This window comes from Sphingomonas spermidinifaciens, from assembly GCF_002351485.1.
Taxonomy (GTDB): domain Bacteria; phylum Pseudomonadota; class Alphaproteobacteria; order Sphingomonadales; family Sphingomonadaceae; genus Sphingomonas; species Sphingomonas spermidinifaciens.
Genome location: NZ_NWMW01000001.1, coordinates 1,466,581 through 1,491,592 on the forward strand (window position 1 = coordinate 1,466,581; position 25,012 = coordinate 1,491,592).

Consider the following 25,012-nt stretch of genomic DNA (forward strand, 5'->3'; position numbering starts at 1 on the left):
ATGTCGAACGCTCTCGCCACGCTTCCGCCCGCCCTCGCCCAGCCGCTCCGGCAGGCGCAGGGCTTCTTCCAGCAGCCGGCGGTTCGCCGCGCGATCCCGCTGATCGCCATCGTCGGCCTGATCGCCGCCGCGGCGCTCGCCTGGGTGATGATCGCGCAGCCGCCGCAGCGCGTGCTGTTCCCCAATCTGGGCGATGCCGACAAGGCCGCGGTCAGCGAAGCGCTGGGCGCGGCCAATATCGCGTCGGACATCGATGCGAACGGTGCGCTCACCGTCGGCGAGGATGATTTCCATCGCGCGCGGATGCTGCTCGCCAGCCAGGACCTGCCCAAGGCCGCACCCGGCGGCTACGCCATCCTTGACGAACTGCCGATGGGCGTCAGCCGCGCCGTCGAGGGCGAGCGGCTTCGCCAGGCGCGCGAAACCGAACTTGCCCGCTCGATCGCCGAGATCGACAGCGTTATCGACGCGCGCGTCCACCTCGCCACGCCCGAAGCCTCCGTCTTCGTGCGCGACAATGCCCGCCCCTCCGCCAGCGTCATCGTCCGGCTGGAGCCAGGCCGCACCCTCTCGGACAGTCAGGTCCGCTCGATCACCAACCTCGTCGCCGGCTCCGTGCCGGGGATGAAGACCGACGACGTGACGATCGTCGACCAGATGGGGGCGCTCCTGTCCTCCAAGGACTCGCAGGCCGGCACCGGCGCGGGCGACGCGCGGATCGACTATCAGCGCCGCGTCGAGGACAAGTACCGCCTCCAGCTGTCGAAGCTGCTGACGCCGCTGGTCGGCGCGGGCAATTTCTCGGCCGAGGTGCAGGCCGATGTCGACCTCGACGAGACGCAGGCGACGCGCGAGAGCTATGACAAGACCGGCGTGATCCGCGCCGAGCAGGGCCAGTGGCAGTCGCCCCAGGCAGCCGGGCAGCAGCCCGGCGGCATTCCCGGCGCGCTCTCGAACACCCCCCCGGCCGCCGCCAGCCTGACCAACCCCAACGATCCCGCGACGCAGCCGGGCGCCAACAACACCCAAGGCGGCGGCAAGGCGAGCGAGGAGTATGCGCGCACCTACGACCTCGGCAAGGAAGTGTCGGTCAGCCGCCAGGCCCCCGGCGCGATCAAGCGGCTCTCGGTGGCGGTCCTGCTTCGCGAGCCCGCCGGTGCCAAGCCGCGCACCCCGGCCGAGATTCGCCAGATCAACGATCTCGTCCGCGCCGCCGTCGGCTATTCCCAGGCGCGCCAGGATCAGGTGACGGTCGTCAGCCGCCCCTTCTCGGCCGAAGTGACCGAAGCCGACAAGGTCGCCTGGTACGACGCCGCCTGGGTGCCGATGGCGGCGCGCAACGCCACTGCCCTGATCATCGCGCTGCTCGTCCTGTTCGTCGGCATCCGCCCGATTGTCCGCTCGCTGGCGAAGAAAAAGACCGACCCGGCGCCCGAAGGCGCGCTGCCGCTCTCCGGTGCGGCGACCGCCGCAACGGGCGAGGACAGTCCGCCCGCTGCATCCGATGCCCCGCCGCACGTGCCCGTCAGCATCGAGATGCTGCAATCGGCGCGCAGCTATGACGAGCGCGTCGATCTCGTCCGCGGCTTCACCCGCGACAATCCAACCCGCGCGGCGCTGGCCGTGCGCGACATGATCAAGGACGGCGCCCAGTGATCGAACCCCCGCGCCAGTTCTCCGGCACCGAGCGTGCCGCGGTGCTGATGATGCTCGTCGGCGAGGAGGAGGCCGCGGCCATCCTTCAGAAGCTTGAGCCCGAGGAAGTCCGCCAGCTCGGCAAGGCGATGTTCGCGGTCGCCGACGTGAGCGAGGAGGAGGTCGAGGGCGTGCTGGACGACTTCGTGGCGCATGCCCGCGAACGGACGGCGATCGGCTTCGACCCCCGCCCCAAGATCGAGGGGATGATGAACAAGGCGCTTGGCCCCGAAAAGGCCGACAGCGTGCTCGCGCGCATCACGCCGGCCGAGGCCGCGTGCGCGATCGACCTGCTCGACTGGCTCGACGCGGGCGAGATCGCGTCGCTGATCGAAAGCGAGCATCCGCAGATTGCCGCGGTCCTGATCGCCAATCTCGACCCCGCGATCGCGGGCCAGGTGCTGGAAATCCTGCCCGAGCAGCTCCAGCCGCAGATCCTTCACCGCGTCGCGCGGCTGGGGCCGATCGCGCCCGAGGCGATCGAGACGCTCAAGGCCGCGCTCGCCAGCCGCGTCGGCCAGTCGCAGTCGGCGGCGGGCCTCCAGCTCGGCGGCACCAAGGATGCCGCCCGGATCCTGTCGAGCGCGCGAAAGGCGACCGAGGCACGCGTCATGCCCAAGCTCGCCAAGATCGACCGCGACGTCGCCAAGGCAATCGAGGAGGCGATGTTCGTCTTCGAGAACCTGCTCGACATGGACGACAAGAATATCGGCGTCCTCATCCGCAACGTCGAGACCGACCTGCTCGTCCGCGCATTGAAGGGCATCGACGAGGCCGGGCGCAACCGCTTCCTCGGCTGCATGTCCGCGCGTGCCGCCGACGGCATCCGCGACGAGATGGAAGCGCGCGGGCCGATGCGCCTCACCGAAGTGCTGGAGGCGCAGAAGGCGATCATCGCCACCGCGCGACAGCTCGCCAAGGACGGCACGATCATGATGGGCGGCGGCGAGGACGATTATGTCTGAGGCCTTTGCCGACACCGGCCGCTTCGCTGCGGCGGACTTTCCCTTTGCCGCGGGCTTCGCGGGCCGCCATGCCGATATCGGCGAGGCGCTGCGCCGTGCCTTCTCGCCCCCGCCGGGTTTCGCGCCAACGCCGCCGGGCCGCCCTGCCGAGCCCGAACCGGCACCTGCCACCGAGGGACCGCGCCACTTCCACCCCGCCGAACGCGAGAGTGCTCCGGCCAGCAACTGGGACCCCTTCGCCGCGACGGTCGATCCGATCGCCGCGGCGCGGGCGGAAGGCTATGCCGAGGGCCTTCGCGCCGCCGCCGACGAGGCCGCGGTCGAGCGTGCGCGCGACATGGCGCTGATGGACCAGCTCGCCCGCGCCGTCACCAGCGCCGCCTGGCTTGACCGCGACGGCTTCGCGAGGCGCCTGCGCCAGACCGTGCTCGCGCTGATCGGTAACTTGGTCGAAGAGAGCGGCATCGACGGCGAGCGGCTGGCCGCGCGCATCGCCGCTGCGACCGACCTGCTCGCCGACGCGGCCGAAGCGGCAATGCTGCGCCTCAATCCGGCCGACATGGTGCTGGTCGAGGGTCGACTTCCCAAGACGATCTTCGCGGTAGGCGATGCCGCGATCGCGCGCGGTGCCTTCAGCCTCGAGGCGGCCTCAACCATTGTCGAGGATGGTCCGGCCCGCTGGCTCGAACAGCTCGCCACCGCGATCGATCAGGTGCCGCTGCCCAAATGCTGACGCGCTTCGCCGATGATTATCTGGGGGCGATCGGCGCCGCCGGCTTCGCGCCGCGCCCGCGCGTTTCGGGTCGGCTCGCCTCCTATGACGGCCTGCTCATGGAGGCGGTCGGCCTCTCGCTCCCCGTCGGCACCGTTTGCGAGATCGGCGAGGGTTCGGCCCGCGTCGAGGCCGAGGTGATCGGCTTTCGCGGCCCGCGCACGCTCCTCATGAACCTCGGTGGCCCCGCCGCCCTCCTGCCGCAAGCCCCCGTCCGCCCCATCGGCCCGCCCGGCGAGGCCGAGGTGGGCGCGGCGTTGCTCGGGCGCGTCGTCGATGGCGCGGGCAAGCCGATCGACGGGCTCGGCCCGATCCGCGGCGCGGGCCGCTGGCCGCTCGCCGGCAAGCTCCAGTCACCGCTCGACCGTGGGCGCGTGCTCGAACCGCTCGATGTCGGCGTGCGCGCGATCAACGGCCTGCTCACCATCGGCCAGGGTCAGCGCGTCGGCATCATGGCGGGCTCGGGCGTCGGCAAGTCGGTGCTGCTCGGCATGATGGTGCGCGCCGCGCAAGCCGACGTGATCGTCATCGGCCTGATCGGCGAGCGCAGCCGCGAGGTCGCCGACTTCCTCGAGACCAAGGTGGCCGGCGCGGCGCGGGCGCGCAGCGTCATCGTGGCCGTCCCCGCCAACCATTCGCCGGTCCTTCGCATCCGCGGTGCCCTCCGCGCCACCGCGATCGCCGAGGCGTTCCGGGCGGAGGGCAAGAAGGTCCTCCTCATCATGGATTCGCTGACCCGCGTTGCCCATGCGGGGCGCGAGATCGGCCTCGCGCTCGGCGAGCCGGCCTCGGCCCGCGGCTATCCGCCGAGCGCCATCGCGATGCTGCCAAGCCTGATCGAGCGCGCGGGCACCTGTGTCTCGTCGGGCGGGTCGATCACCGCCATCTATACCGTGCTCGCCGACGGTGACGACGGCAACGACCCCGTCGTCGATTCGGCGCGCTCGATCCTCGACGGGCATATCGTCCTCGGCCGCGCGCTCGCCGAGCGCGGCGTCTATCCGGCGATCGACGTCGGCCCCTCGGTCAGCCGCGTGATGACCGACATCGTGCCTCGCGAGCATGTGCTCGCCGCGCGGACGCTGCGCCGTCACCTCGCCACCTACGAGGAAAATCGCGACCTCGTGCTGATGGGCGCCTATCGCAGCGGCGCCGATCCCGCGATCGATGCCGCCATCGCGGCGCATGAGGCAGTCCTTGAGTATATTCGACAGGACGCGAACGAAGTGGTGAGCCTCGAGGATGCGGTGGCCGAGCTCGTCGGCGTGTTCGGCGATGCCGGCTGACGCGCGGAAGCTGTCGCGCATCCTGCGCGTCCGCACGCTCCAACTGGGCCTCACCCGCGCCGAAGAGGCACGCGCCGTCGATCGCGTCGCCAGCGAGACGGCCCTGCGCGACCGTATCGCCCGGCTGGCGCAGGACGTCGCGCCCGCCCCCTCCCCCCTGCCCGCCGACTCGCTGAGCTTCGCCGCCGCCGCGCATTATCGCGAGCGGCTGCACCAGTCGGCGCATGCGGCCGAGGCGCGAGTCAGTGCGGCGCATGACGGCCTCGCCAGCGCCCGCGCGGCGACGCACGAGGCGCGGCGCGATCAGAGCGCGGTCGAGAAGCTGATCGTGCGCGCCGACCATGCCGCGGCGCTCAAGGCGATCCGCGCGCTGGAGGCCTTGCCGCCGGGCCGCGCGCCGAAACGGCACGATCCTTGCTGATCGCTCGGGCGAACCATGCCCGACGCGATCACACCTCCATCCCTGACCGCGCTTCTTGCGCCGACGTCCACCGCCCCGCTTCAGGCCAGCCCTGACAGCGCCGCCTTCGCCGCGCTGCTCGCCGGCGCGGGCGAAGCGGTAACCGCGGCGCCCGAGCCGCGCCTGCATGATACCGATCGCCGCTCATCCATCGCACCGGGCGAGGCGCCGCCGCCCGACCCCGCACCCTTTACGGTCGATCCGCCGCCCGCGGCCGTCGCCGCAAAGAGCGAGCGCCGGCAGGAACGTGCCGCGACCGGCAGGAACTTGCCGGTCGAGCGGCCAATGCCGCCCGGTGCGGCGCCGGAGCTTGCCGAGGCGTCCGACGTGCCGGCGGCGCCCGCGCACGATACGCCGCGGGCTGCGACTGTCGGCCGTCCGATCGTCACCCGCCCGACCGAGCGCCCGCGCGCGCCGGCCGCAGCCACTCCCTCGCCTGAAGGTTCATTGGCCGGGCCGGCGCCCGCAATCGCGCCCGACGAACCGAACCGCAGCGAGATGCAGGTGGCCTCGCCGGGGTCGGCCGGCGCCGATCCGCTGGTGTCGCTGCCGCCCGCCCCCGCTCCTGCTCTTGCCCCGATTGCGCGCATCGACACGGCCGACGACGCCGCGCCTTTCGGAGACTTAGCTTCGAGCCCGCGGGCCTCGCTGCCGCTGGCCGTGACGACCCCGCTAACCCCGGCCGCCGTGGCCGAACCGGGGCCGGCGATCGCCGCGGAACCTGCCGCGATGCTAGCTGGCAGCACAGAGGTCGAGGCGACAGACCGATCGACGCGATCGCCGGCGCTGGACGAGGCGCTGCCTTCGCCCGGAGCCGTTGGATCGGCACCGTCGGACGGCGAAAGCGTGACGCGGCCCGGCGACCATGGCCGGCTGCAACCGACGCCGGCCCCCGCCAGGTCGAAGCTCGGCGCCCCGACCGCGCCGCGGGTCCGGAGCTCGATTGAGGGCGATCAATCGCTTCCCGAGGAGGTGACGGTCACGCCGGCCAGTTCGCCGACGCCCGCACCCATTGCTGGGTCGATCGAACCGCCGGCGGCCCCGCTACCGGTCCCGATTGCGATGCCGAGCCCGGTTGTCGCGCCGCCCGCCGGCGCCTTTGCGGCCGATCAGGCACCGGCGCGCGACACGCCCGCCCCGCCTGCGACCGCGGCGGCGATGCCGGTCGGACCCGGCGGGGGGGCGTCGGACGCCCACGCGACTGCCCAAGGGAACGCATCGAACCAATCCGTCACCGGGACAACGATCGTGACCGGATCCGATCCAGCGATAGCTCCGTCGGCACGTCCGGGTGCCGAGGCGATGCCGGTCGCACGCGCGCCGGATCAGGCGCAGGCGCCTACGTCGCTCGCGACGCTCGTCTCCCTGCCCGCCGGGCGCGGCGTAGCCGGATCGCCGGTCGCTCCGGCCACCGTCGGCACCACGGGGGAGGCGTCGCCGCGCGCGGCAACGCGGTCGATCCACCGTGCCGGTGCGCCGCGTGCCGCCGTGCCGCCCGCCCCGGCCGACGCCCCCACGCCCGTACGGGTAGACGCCACCGACCGCCTGCTCCGCGCGCGGCCAAACACCGCCTTTTCGGCCGAGCCGGCACCGATCGACCCCGCCATTTCCGCCGCGCCGACGCAGCCATCGATCGAGACCGCCGCCGCGCCGGCCATCGACACCCAGCACCGCGACTGGCGAACGCAGATGCTGGCGCGCATCGACAGCTTCACCGCCGCCGACCCAGCCCCCGGCCGCGAGACGCGCATCACGCTCTCGCCCGACGCGCTAGGCGAGGTCGCAGTGCGCCTGCGCGAGACCGATCGCGGGATCGAGGTCGTGCTCGACGCCGCGCCCGAGGCGCGCGCGCTGCTCGCCGAGGCAGCGCCGCGACTGACCGAACTGGCCGAATCGCGCGGCCTTCGCCTGAGCCTGCAACAGCCGGGCGCGGGCGACGGTGGCACGGGCGACCGCCCGCAGCCGCAGCAGCGTCACGCGCCCGACACACCCACTTCCAACCGGCGGGCGGCACGTGCCGACGCCGACACGCCAACCGACGAACGAATCGCCTGAACGGGGGGACTGACCGATGAGCGATGCCAAGCACGACAAGACCGCCGAGCCCAAGAAGAAAGGCGGCAAGAAGAAGCTGATCATGATCGCGCTGGCCGGACTGATCCTTGCCGGGGGCGGGGTCGGCGGCGGCCTGTATGCCACCGGCATGATCGGCGGCGGGCAAGCCGGCGCTGAGAGCGACAAGCCGCGCCTGGTGCCAAAGAGCGAGCAGAAGCGCGCCGGCGAGGGCGACGAGGGCAGCGATAGCGGCGGCGGCGAAACCGCTGGCGAGGGGGAGGCCAACGCCTCCAACTACTATACGTTCGAGAAGGAGTTCACCTCGAACCTTCTCGACAGCGTCCATTTCATTCAGGTCGGGCTCGCCGTCTCCACCCCCTATGACGACAAGGTCATCGGCAACCTGAGAACGCACGAGATCGCCGTCCGATCGGCGGTGCTGATGGCGCTGTCCGAAACCGACGAAGAGCAGGTGTTCAGCACCGCCGGCAAGCAGCAGCTGCAAAAGCGCCTCGCCAAGGCGATCAACGACACGCTCAAGGAAAAGGAAGGCTTTGGCGGGATCGGTAACGTCTACTTTACCAATTTTGTTGTTCAGTGAACGGCGATGGTTAACGAGGCTTCAGGTTCCGCCGCCGAGCGGCGACAGCGACCCCGCGGGGACGCGGCGCATGCCGCGGCGTTGGGCGTCGCCAACCTGAACCCGTTCGGCGACCTGCACACGCTCCAGCACCTGTCGGCGCGGTTCGCGCGCGGCCTTCGCCACGTGTTCGAGCCGATCCTGCGGCGCGCGACGCGCAGCTGGGCCGAACCCTTGAGCGTCATGCGCTTCGCCGATTATGTGGCGGAGCGACCCAAGGCACTGACCGCCTGGCTGCCGATGGCGATTCGCCCGGCGGGGGGGGCAGTGACGGGTCATGCGCTGCTCGTCCTCGACGGCCGCTTCACGCTCGAGCTGCTCGACCTGTATTTCGGCGGGCTGGGCGAGGCGCCCGCGCCGCTGCCGAGCGAGTTCTCGCCCGCGGCCGAAGCGCTGGTCGAGCGGCTGGGCCGCACCATCGCCGAGCCGCTCGCCGCCGCATGGGAGCCGGTCGCACGCCTCGAGCTCACCGCCGGCCGGACCGAGATCAATGCGGCGATGCTGCACGATTTCGACGGCGAGGATGCGGTGATCGTTACCCGCTTCGGCATCGCTGCGGCCAGCGACAAGCCGGTCTTCGTCGATCTCGTCTATCCGGTCGCGGCGCTGAAGCCGATCGGCCCGTCGCTCAACACCCGCGTCATCGGCCGCACCGCCGACCCCGAACCCAAATGGCGCAACGGCCTGACCCGCGCGGCGATGGGGGTACGCTTCCCGGTCCGCTCGGTGCTGGCCGAACCCACCATGTCTTTGGGGGCGCTGATGGAGCTCAAGGAAGGCGACGTCATCCCGGTCAGCTTCGGCCAGTTCGTGCCGATCATGGTCGGCACCCACCGGCTCGGCACCGGCGTCGTCGGCACCCAGAACGGCCGCGCCGCCATCTGCATCCATCATCTCGAACAGCTCGATCTAGAGGACGAACAGCCATGAACGACATGACCGGCGGCTTTCCCGCGGATGCGCCGATCAGTCCCGGCGTAGCGGCCAATTTCCGCCTGCTCCAGGACGTCGACGTCAAGCTGACGGTCGAGATCGGCTCGACCAGCCTGACGCTCCGCGAACTGCTCGCCTTGGGCGAATCGAGCGTGATCGAGCTCGACCGCCAGGCGAACGAGCTGCTCGACGTCTTCGTCAACGGCACGCTGATCGGCCGGGGCGAGGTGGTGACCGTGGGCGAGCGCTTCGGCGTGCGCATGACCGAACTGGTCAGCCCCGAGCGCCGGGTCCGCTGACCGCCCATGATGTGGTCCTACATCCTCAAGCTGGTCGTGCTGCTGCCGCTCGTCTGCGGCCTTTTGATCGGCTGCCTCTATCTCTGGCGCCGGCTCGAGGCGCGAATGCCCGGCAATCAGGGCGAGCGGATGCTCAAGGTGCGCGAGACGATGATGGTTTCGACCGGCACCAAGCTCGCCGTACTTGAGTTCGAGGGGCGGCGTCTTCTCGTCTCGGTCAGCCGCGCGGGTGTGACCCTGATCGACAAGGTCGAGTGATGTTGGTCGCGCCCCAAATCCGTTTCGTTCGAGCGAAGTCGAGAACCGCTTTCGAGCGGAGCGAGACCGCCTCGGCTTCGCTCGGCCAACGCCCTCGACCTCGCCCGGGTCAAGCGGGATTGTTGAGGGGCGCTCTCTTCATCCTCGGCGCGTTCCTGCTCGCGCTGGTGATGACCCAGCCCGCGCTCGCACAAGCGGTGCCCGCGCCCACCCCGCCCGCCGCCCCCGGCGCCGCCGACGCCCTCGACCGCGCGCTCGGGCAGCTTGGCGGCGGCAACGACGCGCCGCTGGCCCTGTCGCTGCAAGTGCTCATCATCATGGGCCTGCTCACGGTGCTGCCGGGCATCATCCTGATGATGACCAGCTTCACGCGGATCATCATCGTGCTGGCGATCCTCAGGCAGGCGCTGGGCCTCCAGCAGACGCCGCCCAACCAGGTGCTGATCGGGCTCAGCCTGTTCCTGTCGCTGTTCGTGATGGCGCCGACGATTGCCAACGTGAACGAGGCCGCGATCAAGCCCTATGCCGCCGGCCGGATCGGCGCGGAGCAGATGATCGAGACCGGCGGCGCCTCGCTCCACGCCTTCATGCTCAAACAGACGCGGGTGAAGGACATCACGATGTTCTCGGGCATCGCCAAGACCGGGCCTTATGCGAACCCTCGGGACGTGCCCTTCTCGGTCCTCCTCCCCGCCTTCGTCACCTCGGAGCTCAAGACCGCGTTCCAGATCGGCTTCCTCGTCTTCCTGCCCTTCATCGTCATCGACCTCGTCGTCGCGACGGTGCTGATGAGCCTGGGCATGATGATGATGTCGCCGACGATCATCTCGCTGCCGTTCAAGCTCCTCCTCTTCGTCCTCGTCGACGGCTGGGCGCTGACCATGGGCAGCCTCGCCAATTCGTTCGTGAGTTAGGGCGGATGGACGCCGAATATTTCCTGTCAGTCGCGCGTCAGGCGATGTGGATCCTCGCGCTCGCCTCGGCACCGATCCTGCTGCCCGCGCTGATCTCGGGCCTCATTCTCGGCATGATCCAGGCGGCGACCTCGATCCAGGAACAGACGCTGTCCTTCGTGCCCAAACTGATCGTCGTCGGCGTCAGCCTCGTCATCTTCGGTGGCATGATCCTGGGGCTGCTCAGCGACTTCACCGTCAGCATCTTCGAGCGCATTCCGGATCTGGTGCGCTAAGCGATGCTCGGCTTCGGCCTTGCCGTCGAGCCGCAGCTTTGGACGCTGCTATTCGTGATGGTGCGCGTCGGCGCCGCGTTCGTCGCGGCGCCCGTGTTCGGCGCGGTGAGCGTGCCCGCAACGGTGCGCGTCACCCTGTCGGCAGCCATCGGCGTGCTGGTGATGGGGTCGATGCCGATCGCCGCGCCCACGCAAGTCTTCGCCTTCACCACATTCCTCGCCATCGCCGCAGAGGCGCTGGTGGGCCTGGCGCTCGGCTTCATCCTCCAGATCGCCTTTGCCGCGCCGCTGGTCGCCAGCGAGATCATCGGCGGGTCGATGGGCCTCAGTTTCGCGACGATGATCGACCCGCAGCGTGGCGCCGCGAGCCCGGCGCTCGGCACCTTCCTGTCGGTGCTGCTCACGCTCCTGTTCCTGTCGGTCGACGGGCACCTGATCCTCGTCGACCTGATCGCCCGCTCCTATGAGCTCTTGCCGCCAGGCGCCGCGTGGCTGGGCGCCAATGCCATCCGTAACATCGCGATGTTCGGCGGCTATGCGTTCCTCGCCGGCTTCCTCCTCGCGTTGCCGGTCGGGTTCCTGCTCCTCTGCCTCAACCTCGTCGTGGGCATGCTGTCGCGCTCAGCCCCCGCGCTCAACCTGTTCGCGGTCGGCCTGCCCGCCAGCCTTGCGGTCGGCGTGATCGCGCTGTTCGTCGCGATGCCGGCGATGGGCGACTATATGCTGGTGATCGTGCGCGAGGCGCTCGACGCGGCCAAGACGCTGGTGCTCGGCTGATGGCGGAGACCGCAGGCGAAAAGACCGAAGCCCCAACCCCGCGCCGCCGCCAAAAAGCGGCGGAAGAGGGCAACGTCCTCAAGTCGAAGGAGCTGGGCACTGCGCTTGTCGTGCTGCTCGGCTGCGGCTGGCTGGTCGCGTTCGGCCCGATGCTGCTCGGCGCGATCCGCGAGGTGGTGATCGCCAGCCTCAGCTTCGGGCGCGCCGATGTCGAGCATTTCGAGCCCGCGCGCCCGCTGATCGAAGCGGGGTGGAAGCTTGCGCCTGCACTCGGCGGACTGCTCGCCGTCACCGTCATCGGCGCGATCGCCGGCCAGGCGCTGCTAGGCGGCCTCGCCTTCAACGGCAAGGTCCTCGCGCCCAAGGGATCGCGCATCAATCCCGGCGCGGGGCTCGCCCGCATCTTCGGCCCCAATGGCTGGGTCGAGCTCGGCAAGTCGCTGCTCAAGGTGGCGCTCCTGGGCTCGATCGGCTGGTGGCTGCTGTCGGCGACCGCGCACCAGGGGCTGGGCGTCGTCTCGACCGACCTGCAACATGCGCTCGGGGGGCTCGGCGCGCAGCTGACGACGCTCCTGCTCGCGATGGCGGGCGGGCTTGCGCTGATCGCCGGCATCGACGTGCCGATCCAGATCGTTCAGCGCCTTAAGAAGCTGCGCATGTCGAAGCAGGAGGTGAAGGACGAGCATAAGGAGACCGAAGGCTCGCCCGAGGCCAAGGCCGCCCAGCATCGCCGCCGGCACGAAATGACGAAGCGCAACTTCCGCAAGGCGGTGGCCGAGGCGCATGTCGTTCTCACGAACCCCACCCATTTCGCCGTGGCGCTCCGCTACGAGCGGGGCCGCGACAATGTGCCCGTTGTCGTCGCCAAGGGTCGCGGCGCGACCGCGCTCGCGATCCGTGAGCTCGCGGGCGAAATGGCGGTACCGGTCCTCGAATATCCGACGCTCGCCCGCGCGGTGTATTACACCAGCCGCGAGGGGCAGGAGGTGCGCGACGACCTTTATCTCGCGATCGCGACGGTCCTCGCCTTCGTGTTCGGGGTCAATGTCGCCGCGGGCGGCTCGCCCCCGCCGATCACGGTGCCCGCGGGGGCTCGCTTCGACGAAAACGGCCATGCGATCGCTTAAGTCCGGCCGGCTCCGGTCGTTTCCTCTGGAGAACGGGAGCGCTTGAATGGTCGATTCAATTACCTCGGCACTGGGCGCGGGCTCAGGCATCGACATCAAGGCGCTGGTCGACAGCCTGGTCGATGCGCAATTCTCGTCCAAGAACGCGATGCTCGACACGCGCGAGACCGCGATCAAGGCGCAGATCTCCGCCGCCGGCGAATTGAAGAGCGCGATTAGCGGCTTCTCCAGCGCGCTTGCGACGCTGGCGCGCAGCGGCTCGCTCTCGACCCAGCCGACCAGCAGCGACACCGGCGTCGTCCGGGCGAGCCAGCTTACCGGATCGAGCGCCGCGGGCCTTTCCGCCACCGTCGAGGTGCGCCAGATCGCCAGCGCCCAGGCGAGCAACTCGAACCTCGTCACCGATACCAGCGCCGATCTCGGCGGCGGCAAGCTGACCCTGACCTTCGGCTCGGCCCAGGTGTCGGGCGGGCAGATGACCGGTTTCACCGCAGGCGCCGGCACACCGGTCGAGATTACCATCGACCCTGCCGCCTCGAAACTGTCCGACATCGCCGCCGCGATCAACGCGAAGAAGGCGGGCGTCACCGCCAGCATCATCGGCGACGCGAACGGCTCGCGGCTGGTGCTCAAGGGCGCGACGGGCGAGAGCCAGGGCTTCACGCTCAGCGCCGACACCGCCGGCCTTGCCGCCGTCGAAGTGGGCGTGGGCAAGGGCAATATCGGCACCGCGGCGCAGGACGCGATCGTCGTCGTTGACGGGGTGCAGATCCAGCGCGCGTCGAACAGCATCGGCAACCTGTTGCCGGGCGTCCGCCTCGACCTCGTCTCGGCGCGGCCGGGCACGACGGTGCAGCTCGGCTCGACGCCGTCGAGCGAGGGCCTGAGCCAAGCGGTGCAGGACTTCGCCGAGACCTACAATCAGCTCCAGGCGCTCTTGAAAACCGCGACCGATCCCGTCGGTGGGGCCTTGCGCGCCGATCCGGCGGCGCGGACGATGAAGATCGAGCTATCACGCCTTGTCGGCGCGCAGCTGATTGACGATCCGAGCGGTCCCCGCACGCTGGCCGAGATCGGCGTGGCGACGCTGCGCGACGGCACCCTCAGCGTCGATGCCGCCAAGCTCGCGACCGCGCTGTCGCGCTATCCGCAGGCGGTGGAATCGATGTTCGCCGCGGGCGCCGCGCTTCCGGCGGCGCTGCAGAAGATCTCGCAATCGGCGAGCGATACGCGGACGGGCCTTGGCGCGAGCGAGGCGAGCTATACCAAGCAGGTTGAGGCAATCGCCGAGCAGCGCGAAAAGGCGCTCGAAGCCGCCGAAGCGACGCGCACGCGCATGACCCAGCAATTCGCGAGCATGGACGCCAAGGTGGCGGCATACAAATCGACTCAGACCTTCCTGCAGCAGCAGGTCGATGCCTGGAACAGCCAGAACAACTGACGATGCCCCGCTACGCCACCGCTCTGGCCGGCGACCCGGCTGCCACCTATCGCCAGATCGACCTCGCCAGCCGGACGGGGGGCGCCGACGCGCACGCACTGGTCGATCTCCTTTACGTCGAGGCGATCCGCGCGCTGGCGGGCGCGGCGTGGGCGACCGAACAGGGCGACTATCGGCTAAAGAGCGAGCGGGTGACGCGCGCGACGGCGATCCTGTTCGCGCTCGAGAACGGGCTGGATCACGAAAAGGGCGGCGAGGTGTCGCGCACGCTGGCGACGCTCTATCGCGGTCTGCGCGCGCAGGTGGTTGAGGCGAGCATCGGCAGCGATCCGACGCCCTTCCGGGCGACGGCCCGCGACCTCAAGGAAATCGCCGACGCCTGGGCCGCGGTCCGGCACTGAGCGACCGGCCTCTCCCCGTTCCGGGGGGAAAGGCTCGATCAGTCACCCCGCCGTTCCCAGCTCCAACACCATCTGCGCCTCGCGCACCGGCGCGAAGCTTCGCCGGTGGATCGGGCTCGGTCCCAGCCGCCTGAGCGCATCGCGATGCTCGGGCGCGGCATAGCCCTTGTTCGACGACCAGCCATAGCCCGGCCAGGCCGCGTCATATTCGCGCATCAGCGCGTCACGATGCTCCTTGGCGACAATCGACGCGGCGGCGATGGACAGGCAGCGCGCGTCGCCGCCGACCACCGCCTCGCTAGGCCAGTGCCAACGGGGGCAGCGATTGCCATCGACCAGCACCATGACCGGTGCGATTCCCAAGGCCTCGACCGCGCGGGTCATCGCCAGCATCGTCGCCCAGAGGATGTTGAGCTCGTCGATCTCCTCGACACTGGCGATGCCCACACCCACCCGCGCGCAGCCGAGGATCGCGGTGCGGAGGTCTGCCCGGCGCGCCGCGGTCAGTACCTTGGAGTCGTCGAGGCCCTGCGGGATGCAGTCGGGATCGAGGATCACTGCCGCCGCCACGACGGGCCCGGCCAGCGGCCCGCGCCCCGCCTCGTCCACGCCCGCGACGGGGCCGGCATGGCGCGCCTCGAACGCGAAGTCAGGCATCGGCGAGCCGCCACGGCGGGAAACGCCGCATCTCGCCGGCCTGATAGAGGCAGACGATGTTGCCCGACGGGTCGCTCAGCCGCGCCTCGCGCCAGCCCCCATTCTCGTCGCGCGGCTCCTGGGTGAAGGCGAGGCCCTGCGCCTTGAGATAGGCGACCGTCAGGTCGAGGTCGCCGCATTCTAGGAACACCACCGGCGCGGGCAGTTCCTCCTCGGCCTCTAGGCTCAGCGTCGCACCGCCCTCGGTCTCGAACCGGGCATAGCGTTCATCGGCACGGACGATCTGGCGAAGGCCGAGCAGCCGCCAGAAATGCTCGCTGGCGGACAGATCTCGCGTCGGCAGCGTCACATGGTTGAGCATCGGCGACCAGCGGGACTGGTTGAGGTCGAGGCGCACCGACTGCTGCGCCATCGGCCCGTGACCCTGCCCCAGCCCGCCGGCATCCTGCATCGCGATTCGCACGAAGCGGCGCGCGCGCGCGACTGCCTCGGGCAGCGACCAGTCCTTGGCGAGTTCGCAGGCGATTGCGCTCGAGAGCGTGCAGCCGGTGCCGTGCGTCGCCTCGCTGTCGATGCGCGGGTCGGTCCACTCGACCTCGGGCGCTGCCCCCTCACGCGCGGGCTGGAACAGGCGATCGGTGACCTGGCGCCCCTTGGCATGCCCGCCCTTGACCAGCACCGCACAGCCGCGCCGCGCGACAAGGCTCTGCGCCGCCGCGCGCTGCGCCCCCTTGTCGAGGATGCTCATCCCCGACAGCGCCTTGAGCTCGGGCAGGTTGGGGGTCGTCACCGTGGCGACGCGCATCAGTCGTTCGAACGCGGCGATCGTCGCCTCGTCGGCTAGGCTCGCGCCCGACGTCGCGACCATCACCGGATCGAACACGATCGGCAGGCCGGGCAGCTCAGCCAACCGCTCGGCCAGCGCCGCGGCGGTGCGCGCCGAACCGATCATCCCGATCTTGACCGCATCGACGCCGATGTCGCGCAGCACGCAATCCACCTGCGCCAGCACCATCTCGGTCGGGATCGGGTGGACGGCATCGACGCCCAGCGTGTTCTGCGCGGTGATCGCGGTGATCGCCGTCATCGCGTGAGCGCCGAGCATCGAGGCGGTCTTGATATCCGCCTGGATACCCGCGCCGCCCCCGCTGTCGGAGCCCGCGACGATCAGGATGCGCGGAATCATCCGCGGTGTCGCCGCTCGGTCGCGCCGGGATGGCGCTTCAGCCGCTCGCCGGTGCGCGTCGGGCGATCGCTGAGCTCGCCGCCGCAATTGGGGCATTTCTCGTCGAGCGCCTCGGCGCATTCGGCGCAGAAGGTACACTCGAATGAGCAGATGAAGGCGCCATGCGCCTGGGGCGGCAGGTCGGTGCCGCAGCGCTCGCAATCGGGCCGCATCTCCAGCATCGCGCCTCCATCGCGCTCCTCGGCGTGCTTGGCAAGCGGGTCGAGTTGGTGTCTGGTGCGGCCAAAGAACGACAAAGGGGAATTGCCATGCGTTTTGCGTTTCTTGCCGCCACCGCGCTCGCCTGTGCCGCGCCCGTCGCTGCGCAGCAGGCGCCCGCCCCCGCGGCGAAGCCGGCGCCGAAGGTGAGCTACATCCACGCCGGCGCGCTGCTCGCCCGGCCGGGGGAACGCGCGCGGGGCAATTCGACGATCGTCGTCCGCGACGGCAAGATCGCCGAGGTGCGCGACGGCTTCGCCGCGCCCGAGGGCGGCGCGACGCTGATCGACCTCAAGGACCAGACCGTCCTGCCCGGCCTCATCGACATGCACGTCCATTTCTATTCGTCGGGCTATCCGCTGCAGGAGCGGCTGGAGGGATCGACCAGGGATCTTGAGGACCAGTTCGTCGTGGCGATGGGACAGGCGAAGCGGACGCTCGACGCGGGCTTCACCACCGTTCGCGATCTGGGCGGCGAGCCCCGCGGCATCCGGGCGCTGCGCGACGGGATCGAGCGCGGCGAGATCGCCGGGCCGACGATCGTCAATGCCGGGCGGATGATCTCGGTGACGGCGGGGCACGGCGACGCCAATGGCCTCCGCCGCGAGCTCGCCCATGTCGAACGCGAGCAGTCGCCCGAGCTCTGCAACGGCCCCGACGACTGCCGCCGCGCGACGCGCGAGCAGATCTTCACCGGGGCTGAGGTTATCAAGTTCGCGGCCTCGGGCGGCGTCGGCTCGAACATCGCCGGCGGACTCGAGGCGCAGATGACGCTCGACGAGATGAAGGCGATCGTCGACACCGCCCACGCCTTTGGCCGCAAGGCGACCGCGCACGCGCACGGCAAGTCGGGCATCGACACCGCCATTCGCGCCGGCGTCGATTCGATCGAGCATGGCAGCTATATCGACGACGAGACGATCGCGCTGTTCAAGCAGAAGGGCGTGTATCTGGTCCCCACGATGCATGCCTTCGAGAGCGTCATCCGCCAGGGCCGCGCGGGCGAGCGCCCCGCCGCCAGCGCCGCCAAGGCCGAACAGGTGGCGAAGGTCGTCAAGGAAAGCCACCGCCGCGCCTTCGCCAGCGGCATGAAGATCGCCTTTGGCACCGATTCGGGCGTTGGCCCGCACGGCACCAACGCGCTCGAGTTCGTCTATATGACGCAGGTCGGCATGGACCCGGCGCGCGCGATCCGGGTGGCGACGATCGAGGCGGCGACCCTCCTGGGCCGCGCCGACCGCATCGGCTCGATCGAGGTCGGCAAGGACGCCGACATCATCGCGGTGGCGGGAGACCCGGTCGCCGACGTGACGGTGCTGCAGAAGGTGCCTTTCGTGATGCGGCGCGGGGTGGTGCACAAGCTCGGCGGGCAGCACGCGGTGTTCCCGGCGGATTGAGATCAAGAACGGGGTTCCGGGAAGCGACGTGCCCCCCGTTTCTTCATCCAGTCGGACTTGGAGACCGACCCTTCAGAGCGACGGCCCGAACGAAGCGGAACCAGTTTTCGCAAAGCGCCGACCGTCGGCTTCCTGATGGAGGCCGAGGCGGGGGGCGGTGGTGACCACCTCGATCGACGGCAGGCGGGTCGTGCCCGAACGGACCGGCCCGGTCGTCGAGCGCGGTCGGCCGGGCATGTTCGTCAGCGATAACGCCGGCGAGCTAACCCCGTACGCCGTGCTGAGCTGGTCGGGCGAGGCGAAGGTCGAGTGGCACTACATCGTGCCAGGCAGGCCGATGAACACGGCCACGTCGAGAGCTTGGACTGGCGCGTGCGCCGTGAGTTGCTGACGAAACGCTGGTCCCCAGCCGAGCCGCTGCCGGCGCAACCGGCGCGGCCCGGGTCCTCGGCCACACCATTATTGGAGAGGCCAGCGACCAATGCGCGAAATGGATGCCCCGCGTGGATTCGAACCACGATTGACGGAGTCAGAGTCCGTAGTCTTACCATTAGACGACAGGGCAATGTCGGCAAGGCGCGCCACATAGGGCGCGGTTCGGGGGCGGTCAAGCCGCCAACGCGCGGCCCTTGAAGCCACGTCGCCCCTGCGTTAGCTTGATGCCCAAGCACCGGCGGCGATCTTTGCCGTGACGGATAGAACATAAAGCGAGATACGGCATGGGGGATTACTCCGCCCAGTCGCCGAAGCGGCGCCGACCCGGACCGGCGCCTGCCCGATCGGCCGACCCGCCCGGCAAGCGTCGTCATCATGGCGGCGAGGCGCGGCATTATGCCGCGCTCGACCTTGGCACCAACAATTGCCGGCTGCTGATCGCGCGGCCGCAGGGTGGCGGCTTTGCGGTCATCGATGCCTTTTCGCGGATCGTCCGGCTGGGCGAGGGTCTCGCCGCCAGCGGGCGCCTTTCCGATGCCGCGATCGAGCGCACGATCGCGGCGCTCCGGATCTGCGCCGACAAGCTCAAGCGCCGCAACGTCACCCTCGCCCGCTCGGTCGCGACCGAGGCGTGCCGCCGCGCGAGCAACGGGGCCGAGTTCATCGCGCGCGTCCGCTCAGAAACGGGAATCATGCTCGACATCATCTCGGCCGAGGAGGAAGCGCGCCTCGCGGTGCTCGGCTGCCACGCGCTGCTCGAGCCCGGCGACGGTCCGGCGATGGTGTTCGATATCGGCGGCGGCTCGACCGAGCTCGTCCTCGTCGACAATACGGAGCCGGCGCCCCGCGTGCTCGACTGGCACAGCGCGCCCTGGGGTGTCGTGTCGTTGACCGAGGGCGTTGCCGCCCGCCCCGGCGAGCCGCTGCTCGACCATTATGCACGGATGAAGGCCGCAGTCGCCGCCGCGTTCGCGCCCTTCGCCGAGCGCGTAGGGCACCCGCGGGGGGTGCCGCGCCTCCTCGGCACCAGCGGCACGGTGACGACGCTCGCCAGCGTGCATCTGGGACTGTCGGCCTATGACCGATCGGCGATCGACGGGCTGATCGTGCCGTCAGCGGCCATGCGCGCGGTCAGCCTGCGCCTCGCGGGCCTCGACCTTGCCGAACGCTCGCGCGTGCCTTGCATCGGCAGCGAGCGCGCCGACCTGGTGGTCGCGGGCTGTGCGATCCTCGAGGCGATCCTCGACCTCTGGCCGGCCGAGCGCCTCGGCATCGCCGACCGCGGCATCCGCGAGGGCATCCTGCGTCGCCTGATGGCGAGCGCGTCGTGAGCCGCGGTCCCGGCGGCCGCGTCCGCGTCAAGACCGCACGCAACCGGACGGCGCAGTCGACGCGCTGGCTCGAACGCCAGCTCAACGACCCCTATGTCAAGCGCGCCAAGGCCGAGGGATATCGCAGCCGCGCCGCCTACAAGCTGATCGAACTCGACGAGAAGTTCGCGTTCCTGAAGGGCGCGAAGCGCGTCGTGGATCTCGGCCTTGCCCCCGGCGGGTGGAGCCAGGTGGTCAAGCGCCGCCTGCCGCAGGCGAGCGTGGTCGGCATCGACCTCCTCCCCGTCGACCCGATCGAGGGGGTGACGATCCTCCAGATGGACTTCCTGTCCGACGCCGCGCCCGACCGGCTGAAGGAGGAGCTGGGCGGCGAGGCCGATCTCGTCCTTTCCGACATGGCCGCCAACACCGTCGGCCATCCTCAGACCGATGCGCTGCGCACCGCCGCCTTGGTCGAGGCGGCGCATCTCTTCGCCTGCGAGGTGCTGCGCGAGGGCGGCACCTTGGTCGCCAAGGTGTTCGCCGGCGGTGGCGACAGCTCGATGGTCGCAGAGATGAAGCGCAACTTCACCAGCGTGAAGCACGCCAAGCCGCCGTCGAGCCGCAAGGGATCGGTGGAATGGTTCGTGGTGGCCGCGGGGTTCAAGGGACGACGGGGGGCATAACGCCCCCTTTCGTCACGCCGACTTGTTCCGGGGCCCACCGACTCAAGTGGCACCGACGTTAGTGGCGGCAAGCCGAGCCCGATCGCAAGATCGTTCCACGCCGGATTGTCGCGCTCGATCAGGTTGCGCTTCCAATCCCGCCGCCACCGTTTGAGCTGCTTTTCGCGCGCGAGTGCCGCGCCGGAACAAGTGCGGGGTGACGAATTAAGCTCAGGCCGCCGCCACCGTCTCTACCGCCTCGGTCGCCGCGATCCAGCCGCCGCCGAGCACGCGGTCGCCCGAATAGAGCACTGCCGCTTGGCCCGGTGCGACCCCGTACTCGGGCGATGCGAACACCACCCGGTCGCCCTCGAGCCGCGCGGGCACCGGCCGGGCGAGCGAGCGGACCTTGACCGTCACGCCCTCACCGCTCGCCCCCTCGCCCAGCCAGTTCAGCCCCTCGATCCGCGCCGCCGCAACCGCCAGCGCCGCGCGCGGGCCGACGATCACGCGCTTCGTCGCCGCGTCGAGGCGAACGACATAGAGCGGCTCGGCCAGCCCGCCGATCTCGAGCCCCCGGCGCTGGCCGACGGTATAGCCGACCAGCCCCCGGTGCGTGCCCAGCACGCGCCCGTCGATATGGACGATCTCGCCCCCCTCGCCCGCCTCCGGCCGCAGCTTGCGCACCAGGCCGGCATAGTCGCCGTCGGGCACGAAGCAGATGTCCTGGCTGTCGGGCTTGCCCGCGACGCCAAGACCGAGCTCGGCCGCGAGCGCGCGTACCTCGGCCTTGGGCAGCCCGCCCAAGGGGAAGCGCAGGAAGTCGAGCTGATCGCGCGTGGTCGCGAACAGAAAATAGCTTTGGTCGCGCGCCGGATCGACCGCGCGGTGGAGCTCGGCGCCGTTCGCCCCCTCGACCCGACGAACATAATGGCCCGTCGCGAGGCAGTCCGCGCCGAGCTGGCGTGCAAGCGCGAACAGGTCGGTGAACTTCGGCCCCATATTGCACTTCACGCAAGGGATCGGCGTGCGCCCGGCGAGATATCCGTCGGCGAAGTCGTCGATCACCTGGGTGCGAAAGTTCGTCTCATGGTCGAAGACGTAATGCGCGATGCCCAGCCTGTCGCAGACCGCGCGCGCATCGCGGATGTCGCGACCGGCGCAGCAGGCGCCCGCGCGGCCCACCGCCTCCCCATGATCGTAGAGCTGGAGCGTCACGCCCACCGTCTCCGCTCCCGACCGCGCAGCCAGCGCGGCCACGACCGAGCTGTCGACCCCGCCCGACATGGCGACGACGATCCGCCTGCGGCCGAGCGGCGCGGGCAACTGGAAATCGGGGACGATCATGATGCGCATCACATAGGCGCCGCCGGCGCGCGTTGCAAAAAGGCGCTGGCTTTTACGGGACCTTCAGCAATCGCGCTTATGCCTGTCGGAATGAGTGAGCTTGGTAACGGCGCCTGACGATGGACCTGAGCGGACGCTTTGCCCCTGGCAATGGCGCGCCCGCGGGGCTGGCGTCGCTGGCGATGCTGCTAGCCGGGGCGGCGGGACGGCAGGCGGCGACGCCGACGGCCCGACTGGCTGCACGCCTTTCGTCGGTCGGCACCACCGGTCGCGGTTTCGGGGCGTTCGAGCGCCAGACCGCCCTGATGCTGCGGTCGATGGGGCATGGATGAAGGCGATGTTTACCTTGGGATTTTAGCCGTTCTTCAAACGGACGGATGTAGTTTCGGTTGCGTAAGAGAGGGGGCCCCCGCCCCGATCGAGGTAGAGTGATGATCGAGAACCAGAAAATCAGGCCGGCAAAGGTGATCGGGCCACTGGGCGAGCCGCTGACGCTCGACTCGCTGCCCCCGCCCAACACAACGCGCTGGGTCGTGCGTCGCAAGGCCGAAGTCGTGGCCGCGGTCAACGGTGGCCTGTTGTCGGTCGACGAGGTGTGCGAGCGCTATGGGTTGACGGTCGAGGAGTTCGCCGGCTGGCAGCGCGCGATCGACCGATCGGGCATGCCAGGCCTGCGCGTCACCCGCATCCAGCATTACCGGTCGCTCTACGAGCGCCAGCAGCGATACTGAACTCGGCCCGGAACAGCCGACGCACCTGGGGCGGCCCGTCACGGCGGGTCGCCCTTTTTCTTGGCCGTTCGTCGCAGAGGGTCCGAAAAGTTCCCTTGACAGCAAACAAATGTGTTTCGGAACATTTGCCTCCGTAACGAGTCGTGTCTCTTCAGAAGCCCGGGCGTGAGCGGGCTGTAACGGAGGGACGGAACATGGATCTTGTGGGTCTCATCATTTGGCTGGTCGTCGGCGGCGTCGTGGGCTGGCTCGCCAGCATGGTCATGCGCACCGACGCGCAGCAGGGTATCCTGCTCAACATCATAGTCGGCATTGTCGGCGCGTTCATCGGCGGCCTGCTGTTCGGCGGCTCGATCAACGCCGGCGTGACGCTCTACACCTTCATCAGCTCGCTGGTCGGTGCGATCATCCTGCTGGCGATCGTCAACCTCGTTCGCCGCGGTCGCGTCCGCTAAGGACAGCGCCTCACGGCAGAAAAGAGGCCGCCGGTTCGATCCGGCGGCCTTTTTCGTGTCCCGTTCACCGGCGCTGACCGGCGGTAACGGTGCGGATGGCGACGCCTCGCCCGTCCTACTTCAGCAGGAAGCGCACATTTACGGTGGCGGTCACGTCCTGCTCGCCCGCGGCGATCTTCGTCGCCGGGGCCGCGTCCATCCGGGCCATCATGGCAACCGGCATCGGCTTGACATCCGCAGCACCCCCTTCCCCGATCGAGACGATCCGCTCGACCCGCAGCCCCGCCGCCTTCGCATAGAGTTCGGCCCGCGCCCGTGCCCGTGCGATCGCGTCCATCCGCGCCTCGTCAAGCGCCGCGTCGGCATTGGCGAGGCCGAGCGTCGGCCCGTCGATCTGGTTGGCGCCTTCCTTGACCAGCGCATCGAGGATCGCGCCGCTCTGCGCGACCTCGCGGAAGCGGACGGTAACGCGGTTCGACGCCTGATAGCCGGTGATGACCGGCGGCACGTTCTCGCCATAACGATATTGCGGCTGGAGGCTGATCGTCGCGGTGCGGACGTCGCGGTCGGCAACACCGGCGCGCTTGAGCGCCGCGAGCACGCGATCCATTCGCGCCGCGTTCGCCGACAGCGCCTCTGCCGCGCCCGCCCCCTGCGTCACCACGCCCGCGTCGATCGTCGCGAGGTCGGGCGTGCGCACGCTGCGCCCCTCCGCCACCACGTCGAGCAGGGTGCCGTCGGTCAGCACCGGCGGCTGTGGTTGCTGTGCGACAGCCATCGAAGGCAGGGCGGCGGTCGCGACCAGCGTCGCCGTCATCATCCTCATCATCGCTTCGTCGTCCTTTCGACCCGGTTGGGCTCCGTCCGTTTCGCACCTGTTACCCCAACCCCGGCTGAACGAAACTGCCCGGAAATGGCTGGTTTCGACCGCGAATCCTTGCGTGAAGCGCCCGAATCGCGCATGCCGCTGCTGAACCCGGCTTGAGGTCGGTGATTTATTCCGATAATACAGCTTGAGCGAACGAGCGATGGGCCTGCGCCAACTGGGGGGTGACGGGCGGTAAAGGGTGCAGGATGAACTACGAGACGACGACGATCGACGCCGATGGCCGCCTTCTGACCGATGGGACGCCGCCCCCGCCTTCGCGCCGGCGGCGCTGGGTGATCGCGGGTGTCGTCGTGCTGCTCGGCGCGCTTCTCGCCTGGTATCTGCTGCGCCCCAAGCCGGCCGAGGTCGATCCGCTGAAGGGCGAGGGTGCCCGCGCGACGCAGGTGCCGTCGATCAGCGTCGCTGTGCCCGGCCGTGACACCGTGCGTACGATCATCTCCGGCACCGGCAGCCTCGCCGCGCGTCGCGAGATGCCGATCGGCGTCGTCGGCGAAGGCGGCCTCGTCACCCGCGTCCTCGTCGAGCCGGGCAGCTGGGTGCGCGCGGGCCAGGTGCTGGCGACCGTCGATCGCTCGGTCCAGGCGCAGACCGCCGAGTCGCTCGCTGCGCAGGTCCGCGTCGCGCGCGCCGATGCCGAGATCGCCGAGTCGGAGCTTCGCCGCGCGCAGCAGCTCGTCGATCGCGGCTTCATCTCGAAGGCCGATGTGGAGCGTCGCACCGCGACGCGCGACGCCGCCCGCGCCCGCGTCGCAGTTGCAGAGGCGACGCTGGGCGAGACGCGCGCGCGCAACCGGCGCCTCGACATTCGCGCGCCCGCCGACGGCCTCGTCCTCACCCGCGCGGTCGAGCCGGGGCAGATCGTCGGCGCCGGCCAGGCCGTCCTCTTCCGCATCGCCATGAATGGCCAGATGGAAATGCGCGCGCAGCTCGCCGAAAGCGACCTTGCCCGCGTCCGCACCGGCGCGCCCGCGGAGGTGACGCCCGTCGGCTCGACCACCGCGGTCAAGGGCGAGGTGTGGCAGGTGTCGCCCGTCATCGACCCGCAGTCGCGCCAGGGCATCGCCCGCATCGCCCTTCCCTATTCGGAAAGCCTGCGCCCCGGCGGCTTCGCCAGCGCACAGATCGTCGCGGGCGCCGCAGTCGCGCCGCAGCTTCCCGAATCGGCGGTGCTCAGCGACGGCCAGGGCAATTTCGTGTATGTCGTCGATGCCAAGGACCAGGTGCAGCGGCGCGCGGTGCGCATCGGCGAGGTGTCCGACGGCGGCGTATCGATCGCGAGCGGCCTCGACGGGACCGAGCGCGTCGTCCTCTCGGCGGGCGGGTTCCTCGCGCCGGGGCAGAAGGTGAAGCCAACGCTCGTCAAGATCGAGCGCTGAGGCAGGGA

The 25,012-nt window shown here is 70.0% G+C and carries 28 protein-coding genes, 1 tRNA gene and 1 pseudogene; 24 read left to right on the forward strand and 6 right to left on the reverse strand.

Going from position 1 to position 25,012, the window contains the following annotated elements:
* The 16 genes from fliF to COC42_RS07065 all read left to right on the forward strand — a co-directional run bounded on the left by fliF (position 1) and on the right by COC42_RS07065 (position 14,298).
* Positions 1-1,656: a flagellar basal-body MS-ring/collar protein FliF gene (gene fliF, locus COC42_RS06990; RefSeq protein WP_096342443.1), complete on the forward strand. Its 1,656-nt coding sequence runs from the start codon at positions 1-3 to the stop codon at positions 1,654-1,656.
* Complete coding sequence (gene fliG, locus COC42_RS06995; protein WP_281253080.1) at positions 1,653-2,660, forward strand: flagellar motor switch protein FliG; 1,008 nt, start codon at positions 1,653-1,655, stop codon at positions 2,658-2,660. Before fliF ends, fliG begins: the two co-directional genes overlap by 4 nt.
* On the forward strand, positions 2,653-3,393 hold the full coding sequence (locus COC42_RS07000) for a FliH/SctL family protein (protein ID WP_096342444.1): 741 nt from the start codon (positions 2,653-2,655) through the stop codon (positions 3,391-3,393). The genes fliG and COC42_RS07000 overlap by 8 nt, the downstream gene beginning before the upstream one ends.
* Complete coding sequence (locus tag COC42_RS07005; RefSeq protein ID WP_096342445.1) at positions 3,387-4,718, forward strand: FliI/YscN family ATPase; 1,332 nt, start codon at positions 3,387-3,389, stop codon at positions 4,716-4,718. Before COC42_RS07000 ends, COC42_RS07005 begins: the two co-directional genes overlap by 7 nt.
* The gene (locus tag COC42_RS07010) at positions 4,708-5,139 is read left to right on the forward strand and encodes a hypothetical protein (protein ID WP_096342446.1); all 432 of its coding nucleotides are present in this window, start codon (positions 4,708-4,710) and stop codon (positions 5,137-5,139) included. Before COC42_RS07005 ends, COC42_RS07010 begins: the two co-directional genes overlap by 11 nt.
* 15 nt (positions 5,140-5,154) lie before the next feature.
* Positions 5,155-7,233 (forward strand): flagellar hook-length control protein FliK, encoded by a 2,079-nt coding sequence (locus COC42_RS07015; protein ID WP_096342447.1) that lies wholly within the window; start codon positions 5,155-5,157, stop codon positions 7,231-7,233.
* A 16-nt stretch (positions 7,234-7,249) separates the two neighbouring features.
* A complete protein-coding gene (locus COC42_RS07020; protein ID WP_096342448.1) occupies positions 7,250-7,834 on the forward strand; it encodes a flagellar basal body-associated FliL family protein in 585 nt (194 codons plus the stop codon).
* A 6-nt stretch (positions 7,835-7,840) separates the two neighbouring features.
* Positions 7,841-8,803 carry a flagellar motor switch protein FliM gene (locus COC42_RS07025; protein ID WP_096342449.1) on the forward strand — a complete coding sequence of 321 codons (963 nt, stop codon included), beginning with the start codon at positions 7,841-7,843 and terminating at the stop codon, positions 8,801-8,803.
* A complete protein-coding gene (gene fliN / locus COC42_RS07030; RefSeq protein ID WP_096342450.1) occupies positions 8,800-9,105 on the forward strand; it encodes a flagellar motor switch protein FliN in 306 nt (101 codons plus the stop codon). Before COC42_RS07025 ends, fliN begins: the two co-directional genes overlap by 4 nt.
* A gap of 9 nt (positions 9,106-9,114) precedes the next feature.
* A complete protein-coding gene (locus COC42_RS07035; protein ID WP_425442820.1) occupies positions 9,115-9,363 on the forward strand; it encodes a flagellar biosynthetic protein FliO in 249 nt (82 codons plus the stop codon).
* A 170-nt stretch (positions 9,364-9,533) separates the two neighbouring features.
* Positions 9,534-10,277, forward strand: a complete 744-nt coding sequence (gene fliP, locus COC42_RS07040; RefSeq protein ID WP_176484624.1) for a flagellar type III secretion system pore protein FliP — start codon at positions 9,534-9,536, stop codon at positions 10,275-10,277.
* Positions 10,278-10,282: 5 nt separating this feature from the next.
* Positions 10,283-10,552: a flagellar biosynthesis protein FliQ gene (gene fliQ / locus COC42_RS07045; RefSeq protein ID WP_096342453.1), complete on the forward strand. Its 270-nt coding sequence runs from the start codon at positions 10,283-10,285 to the stop codon at positions 10,550-10,552.
* Positions 10,553-10,555: 3 nt separating this feature from the next.
* Positions 10,556-11,329: a flagellar biosynthetic protein FliR gene (gene fliR / locus COC42_RS07050; protein ID WP_096342454.1), complete on the forward strand. Its 774-nt coding sequence runs from the start codon at positions 10,556-10,558 to the stop codon at positions 11,327-11,329.
* Positions 11,329-12,456, forward strand: a complete 1,128-nt coding sequence (gene flhB / locus COC42_RS07055) for a flagellar type III secretion system protein FlhB (protein ID WP_096342455.1) — start codon at positions 11,329-11,331, stop codon at positions 12,454-12,456. The genes fliR and flhB overlap by 1 nt, the downstream gene beginning before the upstream one ends.
* A 46-nt stretch (positions 12,457-12,502) precedes the next feature.
* On the forward strand, positions 12,503-13,897 hold the full coding sequence (gene fliD / locus COC42_RS07060; protein WP_096342456.1) for a flagellar filament capping protein FliD: 1,395 nt from the start codon (positions 12,503-12,505) through the stop codon (positions 13,895-13,897).
* Between the two features lie 2 nt (positions 13,898-13,899).
* Positions 13,900-14,298, forward strand: a complete 399-nt coding sequence (locus COC42_RS07065; RefSeq protein ID WP_096342457.1) for a flagellar export chaperone FliS — start codon at positions 13,900-13,902, stop codon at positions 14,296-14,298.
* A gap of 42 nt (positions 14,299-14,340) precedes the next feature.
* Here the strand turns inward: COC42_RS07065 and COC42_RS07070 are convergent, their stop codons facing one another.
* The 3 genes from COC42_RS07070 to COC42_RS07080 are packed head-to-tail and all read right to left on the reverse strand — an operon-like array spanning position 14,341 to position 16,362.
* Positions 14,341-14,955, reverse strand: a complete 615-nt coding sequence (locus tag COC42_RS07070) for a ribonuclease HII (RefSeq protein ID WP_096342458.1) — start codon at positions 14,953-14,955, stop codon at positions 14,341-14,343.
* Positions 14,948-16,141 (reverse strand): bifunctional hydroxymethylpyrimidine kinase/phosphomethylpyrimidine kinase, encoded by a 1,194-nt coding sequence (gene thiD, locus COC42_RS07075; protein WP_096342459.1) that lies wholly within the window; start codon positions 16,139-16,141, stop codon positions 14,948-14,950. The genes COC42_RS07070 and thiD overlap by 8 nt, the downstream gene beginning before the upstream one ends.
* A complete protein-coding gene (locus COC42_RS07080) occupies positions 16,138-16,362 on the reverse strand; it encodes a DUF1272 domain-containing protein (RefSeq protein ID WP_096343161.1) in 225 nt (74 codons plus the stop codon). The genes thiD and COC42_RS07080 overlap by 4 nt, the downstream gene beginning before the upstream one ends.
* Positions 16,363-16,449: 87 nt before the next feature.
* On the opposite strand from COC42_RS07080, the gene COC42_RS07085 reads away from it, so the two are divergent.
* Together COC42_RS07085 and COC42_RS07090 are read left to right on the forward strand one after the other, a co-directional pair.
* Positions 16,450-17,796, forward strand: coding sequence for a metal-dependent hydrolase family protein (locus COC42_RS07085; protein ID WP_096342460.1), 1,347 nt, complete (start codon positions 16,450-16,452; stop codon positions 17,794-17,796).
* 154 nt (positions 17,797-17,950) lie between these two features.
* Positions 17,951-18,192: pseudogene (locus COC42_RS07090) on the forward strand (integrase core domain-containing protein); the annotation flags it as partial.
* A gap of 95 nt (positions 18,193-18,287) precedes the next feature.
* Here COC42_RS07090 and COC42_RS07095 read toward each other — a convergent pair.
* Positions 18,288-18,361 (reverse strand) — tRNA-Gln (locus COC42_RS07095).
* Positions 18,362-18,515: 154 nt separating this feature from the next.
* Between COC42_RS07095 and COC42_RS07100 the strand changes: the two genes are divergently transcribed.
* Together COC42_RS07100 and COC42_RS07105 are read left to right on the forward strand one after the other, a co-directional pair.
* Positions 18,516-19,562: a Ppx/GppA phosphatase family protein gene (locus COC42_RS07100; RefSeq protein WP_096342462.1), complete on the forward strand. Its 1,047-nt coding sequence runs from the start codon at positions 18,516-18,518 to the stop codon at positions 19,560-19,562.
* The gene (locus tag COC42_RS07105) at positions 19,559-20,227 is read left to right on the forward strand and encodes an RlmE family RNA methyltransferase (protein ID WP_096342463.1); all 669 of its coding nucleotides are present in this window, start codon (positions 19,559-19,561) and stop codon (positions 20,225-20,227) included. Before COC42_RS07100 ends, COC42_RS07105 begins: the two co-directional genes overlap by 4 nt.
* Before the next feature lie 210 nt (positions 20,228-20,437).
* On the opposite strand, the gene mnmA is transcribed toward COC42_RS07105, so the two are convergent.
* Positions 20,438-21,553, reverse strand: coding sequence for a tRNA 2-thiouridine(34) synthase MnmA (mnmA, locus tag COC42_RS07115; RefSeq protein ID WP_176484625.1), 1,116 nt, complete (start codon positions 21,551-21,553; stop codon positions 20,438-20,440).
* Between the two features lie 119 nt (positions 21,554-21,672).
* Between mnmA and COC42_RS07120 the strand changes: the two genes are divergently transcribed.
* From COC42_RS07120 to COC42_RS07130, 3 genes are all read left to right on the forward strand, one after another.
* Entirely contained in the window at positions 21,673-21,885 is a 213-nt protein-coding gene (locus tag COC42_RS07120; RefSeq protein WP_096342464.1) for a hypothetical protein, read from the forward strand.
* 99 nt (positions 21,886-21,984) lie between these two features.
* The gene (sciP, locus tag COC42_RS07125) at positions 21,985-22,284 is read left to right on the forward strand and encodes a CtrA inhibitor SciP (RefSeq protein ID WP_096342465.1); all 300 of its coding nucleotides are present in this window, start codon (positions 21,985-21,987) and stop codon (positions 22,282-22,284) included.
* 203 nt (positions 22,285-22,487) lie between these two features.
* Complete coding sequence (locus COC42_RS07130) at positions 22,488-22,739, forward strand: GlsB/YeaQ/YmgE family stress response membrane protein (RefSeq protein ID WP_096342466.1); 252 nt, start codon at positions 22,488-22,490, stop codon at positions 22,737-22,739.
* Between the two features lie 115 nt (positions 22,740-22,854).
* On the opposite strand, the gene COC42_RS07135 is transcribed toward COC42_RS07130, so the two are convergent.
* Positions 22,855-23,565 carry an SIMPL domain-containing protein gene (locus tag COC42_RS07135; RefSeq protein ID WP_425442822.1) on the reverse strand — a complete coding sequence of 237 codons (711 nt, stop codon included), beginning with the start codon at positions 23,563-23,565 and terminating at the stop codon, positions 22,855-22,857.
* A 248-nt stretch (positions 23,566-23,813) separates the two neighbouring features.
* Between COC42_RS07135 and COC42_RS07140 the strand changes: the two genes are divergently transcribed.
* Positions 23,814-25,004 carry an efflux RND transporter periplasmic adaptor subunit gene (locus tag COC42_RS07140; protein WP_096342468.1) on the forward strand — a complete coding sequence of 397 codons (1,191 nt, stop codon included), beginning with the start codon at positions 23,814-23,816 and terminating at the stop codon, positions 25,002-25,004.
* The last annotated feature ends 8 nt before the right edge of the window (positions 25,005-25,012 follow it).

Coding starts and splice junctions, on each gene's coding strand:
- fliF (WP_096342443.1), top strand. CDS start 1: ATGTCGAACGCTCTCGCCACGCTTCCGCCCGCCCTCGCCCAGCCGCTC.
- COC42_RS07000 (WP_096342444.1), top strand. CDS start 2,653: ATGTCTGAGGCCTTTGCCGACACCGGCCGCTTCGCTGCGGCGGACTTT.
- COC42_RS07005 (WP_096342445.1), top strand. CDS start 3,387: ATGCTGACGCGCTTCGCCGATGATTATCTGGGGGCGATCGGCGCCGCC.
- COC42_RS07010 (WP_096342446.1), top strand. CDS start 4,708: ATGCCGGCTGACGCGCGGAAGCTGTCGCGCATCCTGCGCGTCCGCACG.
- COC42_RS07015 (WP_096342447.1), top strand. CDS start 5,155: ATGCCCGACGCGATCACACCTCCATCCCTGACCGCGCTTCTTGCGCCG.
- COC42_RS07020 (WP_096342448.1), top strand. CDS start 7,250: ATGAGCGATGCCAAGCACGACAAGACCGCCGAGCCCAAGAAGAAAGGC.
- COC42_RS07025 (WP_096342449.1), top strand. CDS start 7,841: ATGGTTAACGAGGCTTCAGGTTCCGCCGCCGAGCGGCGACAGCGACCC.
- fliN (WP_096342450.1), top strand. CDS start 8,800: ATGAACGACATGACCGGCGGCTTTCCCGCGGATGCGCCGATCAGTCCC.
- COC42_RS07035 (WP_425442820.1), top strand. CDS start 9,115: ATGTGGTCCTACATCCTCAAGCTGGTCGTGCTGCTGCCGCTCGTCTGC.
- fliP (WP_176484624.1), top strand. CDS start 9,534: ATGACCCAGCCCGCGCTCGCACAAGCGGTGCCCGCGCCCACCCCGCCC.
- fliQ (WP_096342453.1), top strand. CDS start 10,283: ATGGACGCCGAATATTTCCTGTCAGTCGCGCGTCAGGCGATGTGGATC.
- fliR (WP_096342454.1), top strand. CDS start 10,556: ATGCTCGGCTTCGGCCTTGCCGTCGAGCCGCAGCTTTGGACGCTGCTA.
- flhB (WP_096342455.1), top strand. CDS start 11,329: ATGGCGGAGACCGCAGGCGAAAAGACCGAAGCCCCAACCCCGCGCCGC.
- fliD (WP_096342456.1), top strand. CDS start 12,503: ATGGTCGATTCAATTACCTCGGCACTGGGCGCGGGCTCAGGCATCGAC.
- COC42_RS07065 (WP_096342457.1), top strand. CDS start 13,900: ATGCCCCGCTACGCCACCGCTCTGGCCGGCGACCCGGCTGCCACCTAT.
- COC42_RS07070 (WP_096342458.1), bottom strand. CDS start 14,955: ATGCCTGACTTCGCGTTCGAGGCGCGCCATGCCGGCCCCGTCGCGGGC.
- thiD (WP_096342459.1), bottom strand. CDS start 16,141: ATGATTCCGCGCATCCTGATCGTCGCGGGCTCCGACAGCGGGGGCGGC.
- COC42_RS07080 (WP_096343161.1), bottom strand. CDS start 16,362: ATGCTGGAGATGCGGCCCGATTGCGAGCGCTGCGGCACCGACCTGCCG.
- COC42_RS07085 (WP_096342460.1), top strand. CDS start 16,450: ATGCGTTTTGCGTTTCTTGCCGCCACCGCGCTCGCCTGTGCCGCGCCC.
- COC42_RS07100 (WP_096342462.1), top strand. CDS start 18,516: ATGGGGGATTACTCCGCCCAGTCGCCGAAGCGGCGCCGACCCGGACCG.
- mnmA (WP_176484625.1), bottom strand. CDS start 21,553: ATGATCGTCCCCGATTTCCAGTTGCCCGCGCCGCTCGGCCGCAGGCGG.
- COC42_RS07120 (WP_096342464.1), top strand. CDS start 21,673: ATGGACCTGAGCGGACGCTTTGCCCCTGGCAATGGCGCGCCCGCGGGG.
- sciP (WP_096342465.1), top strand. CDS start 21,985: ATGATCGAGAACCAGAAAATCAGGCCGGCAAAGGTGATCGGGCCACTG.
- COC42_RS07135 (WP_425442822.1), bottom strand. CDS start 23,565: ATGAGGATGATGACGGCGACGCTGGTCGCGACCGCCGCCCTGCCTTCG.
- COC42_RS07140 (WP_096342468.1), top strand. CDS start 23,814: ATGAACTACGAGACGACGACGATCGACGCCGATGGCCGCCTTCTGACC.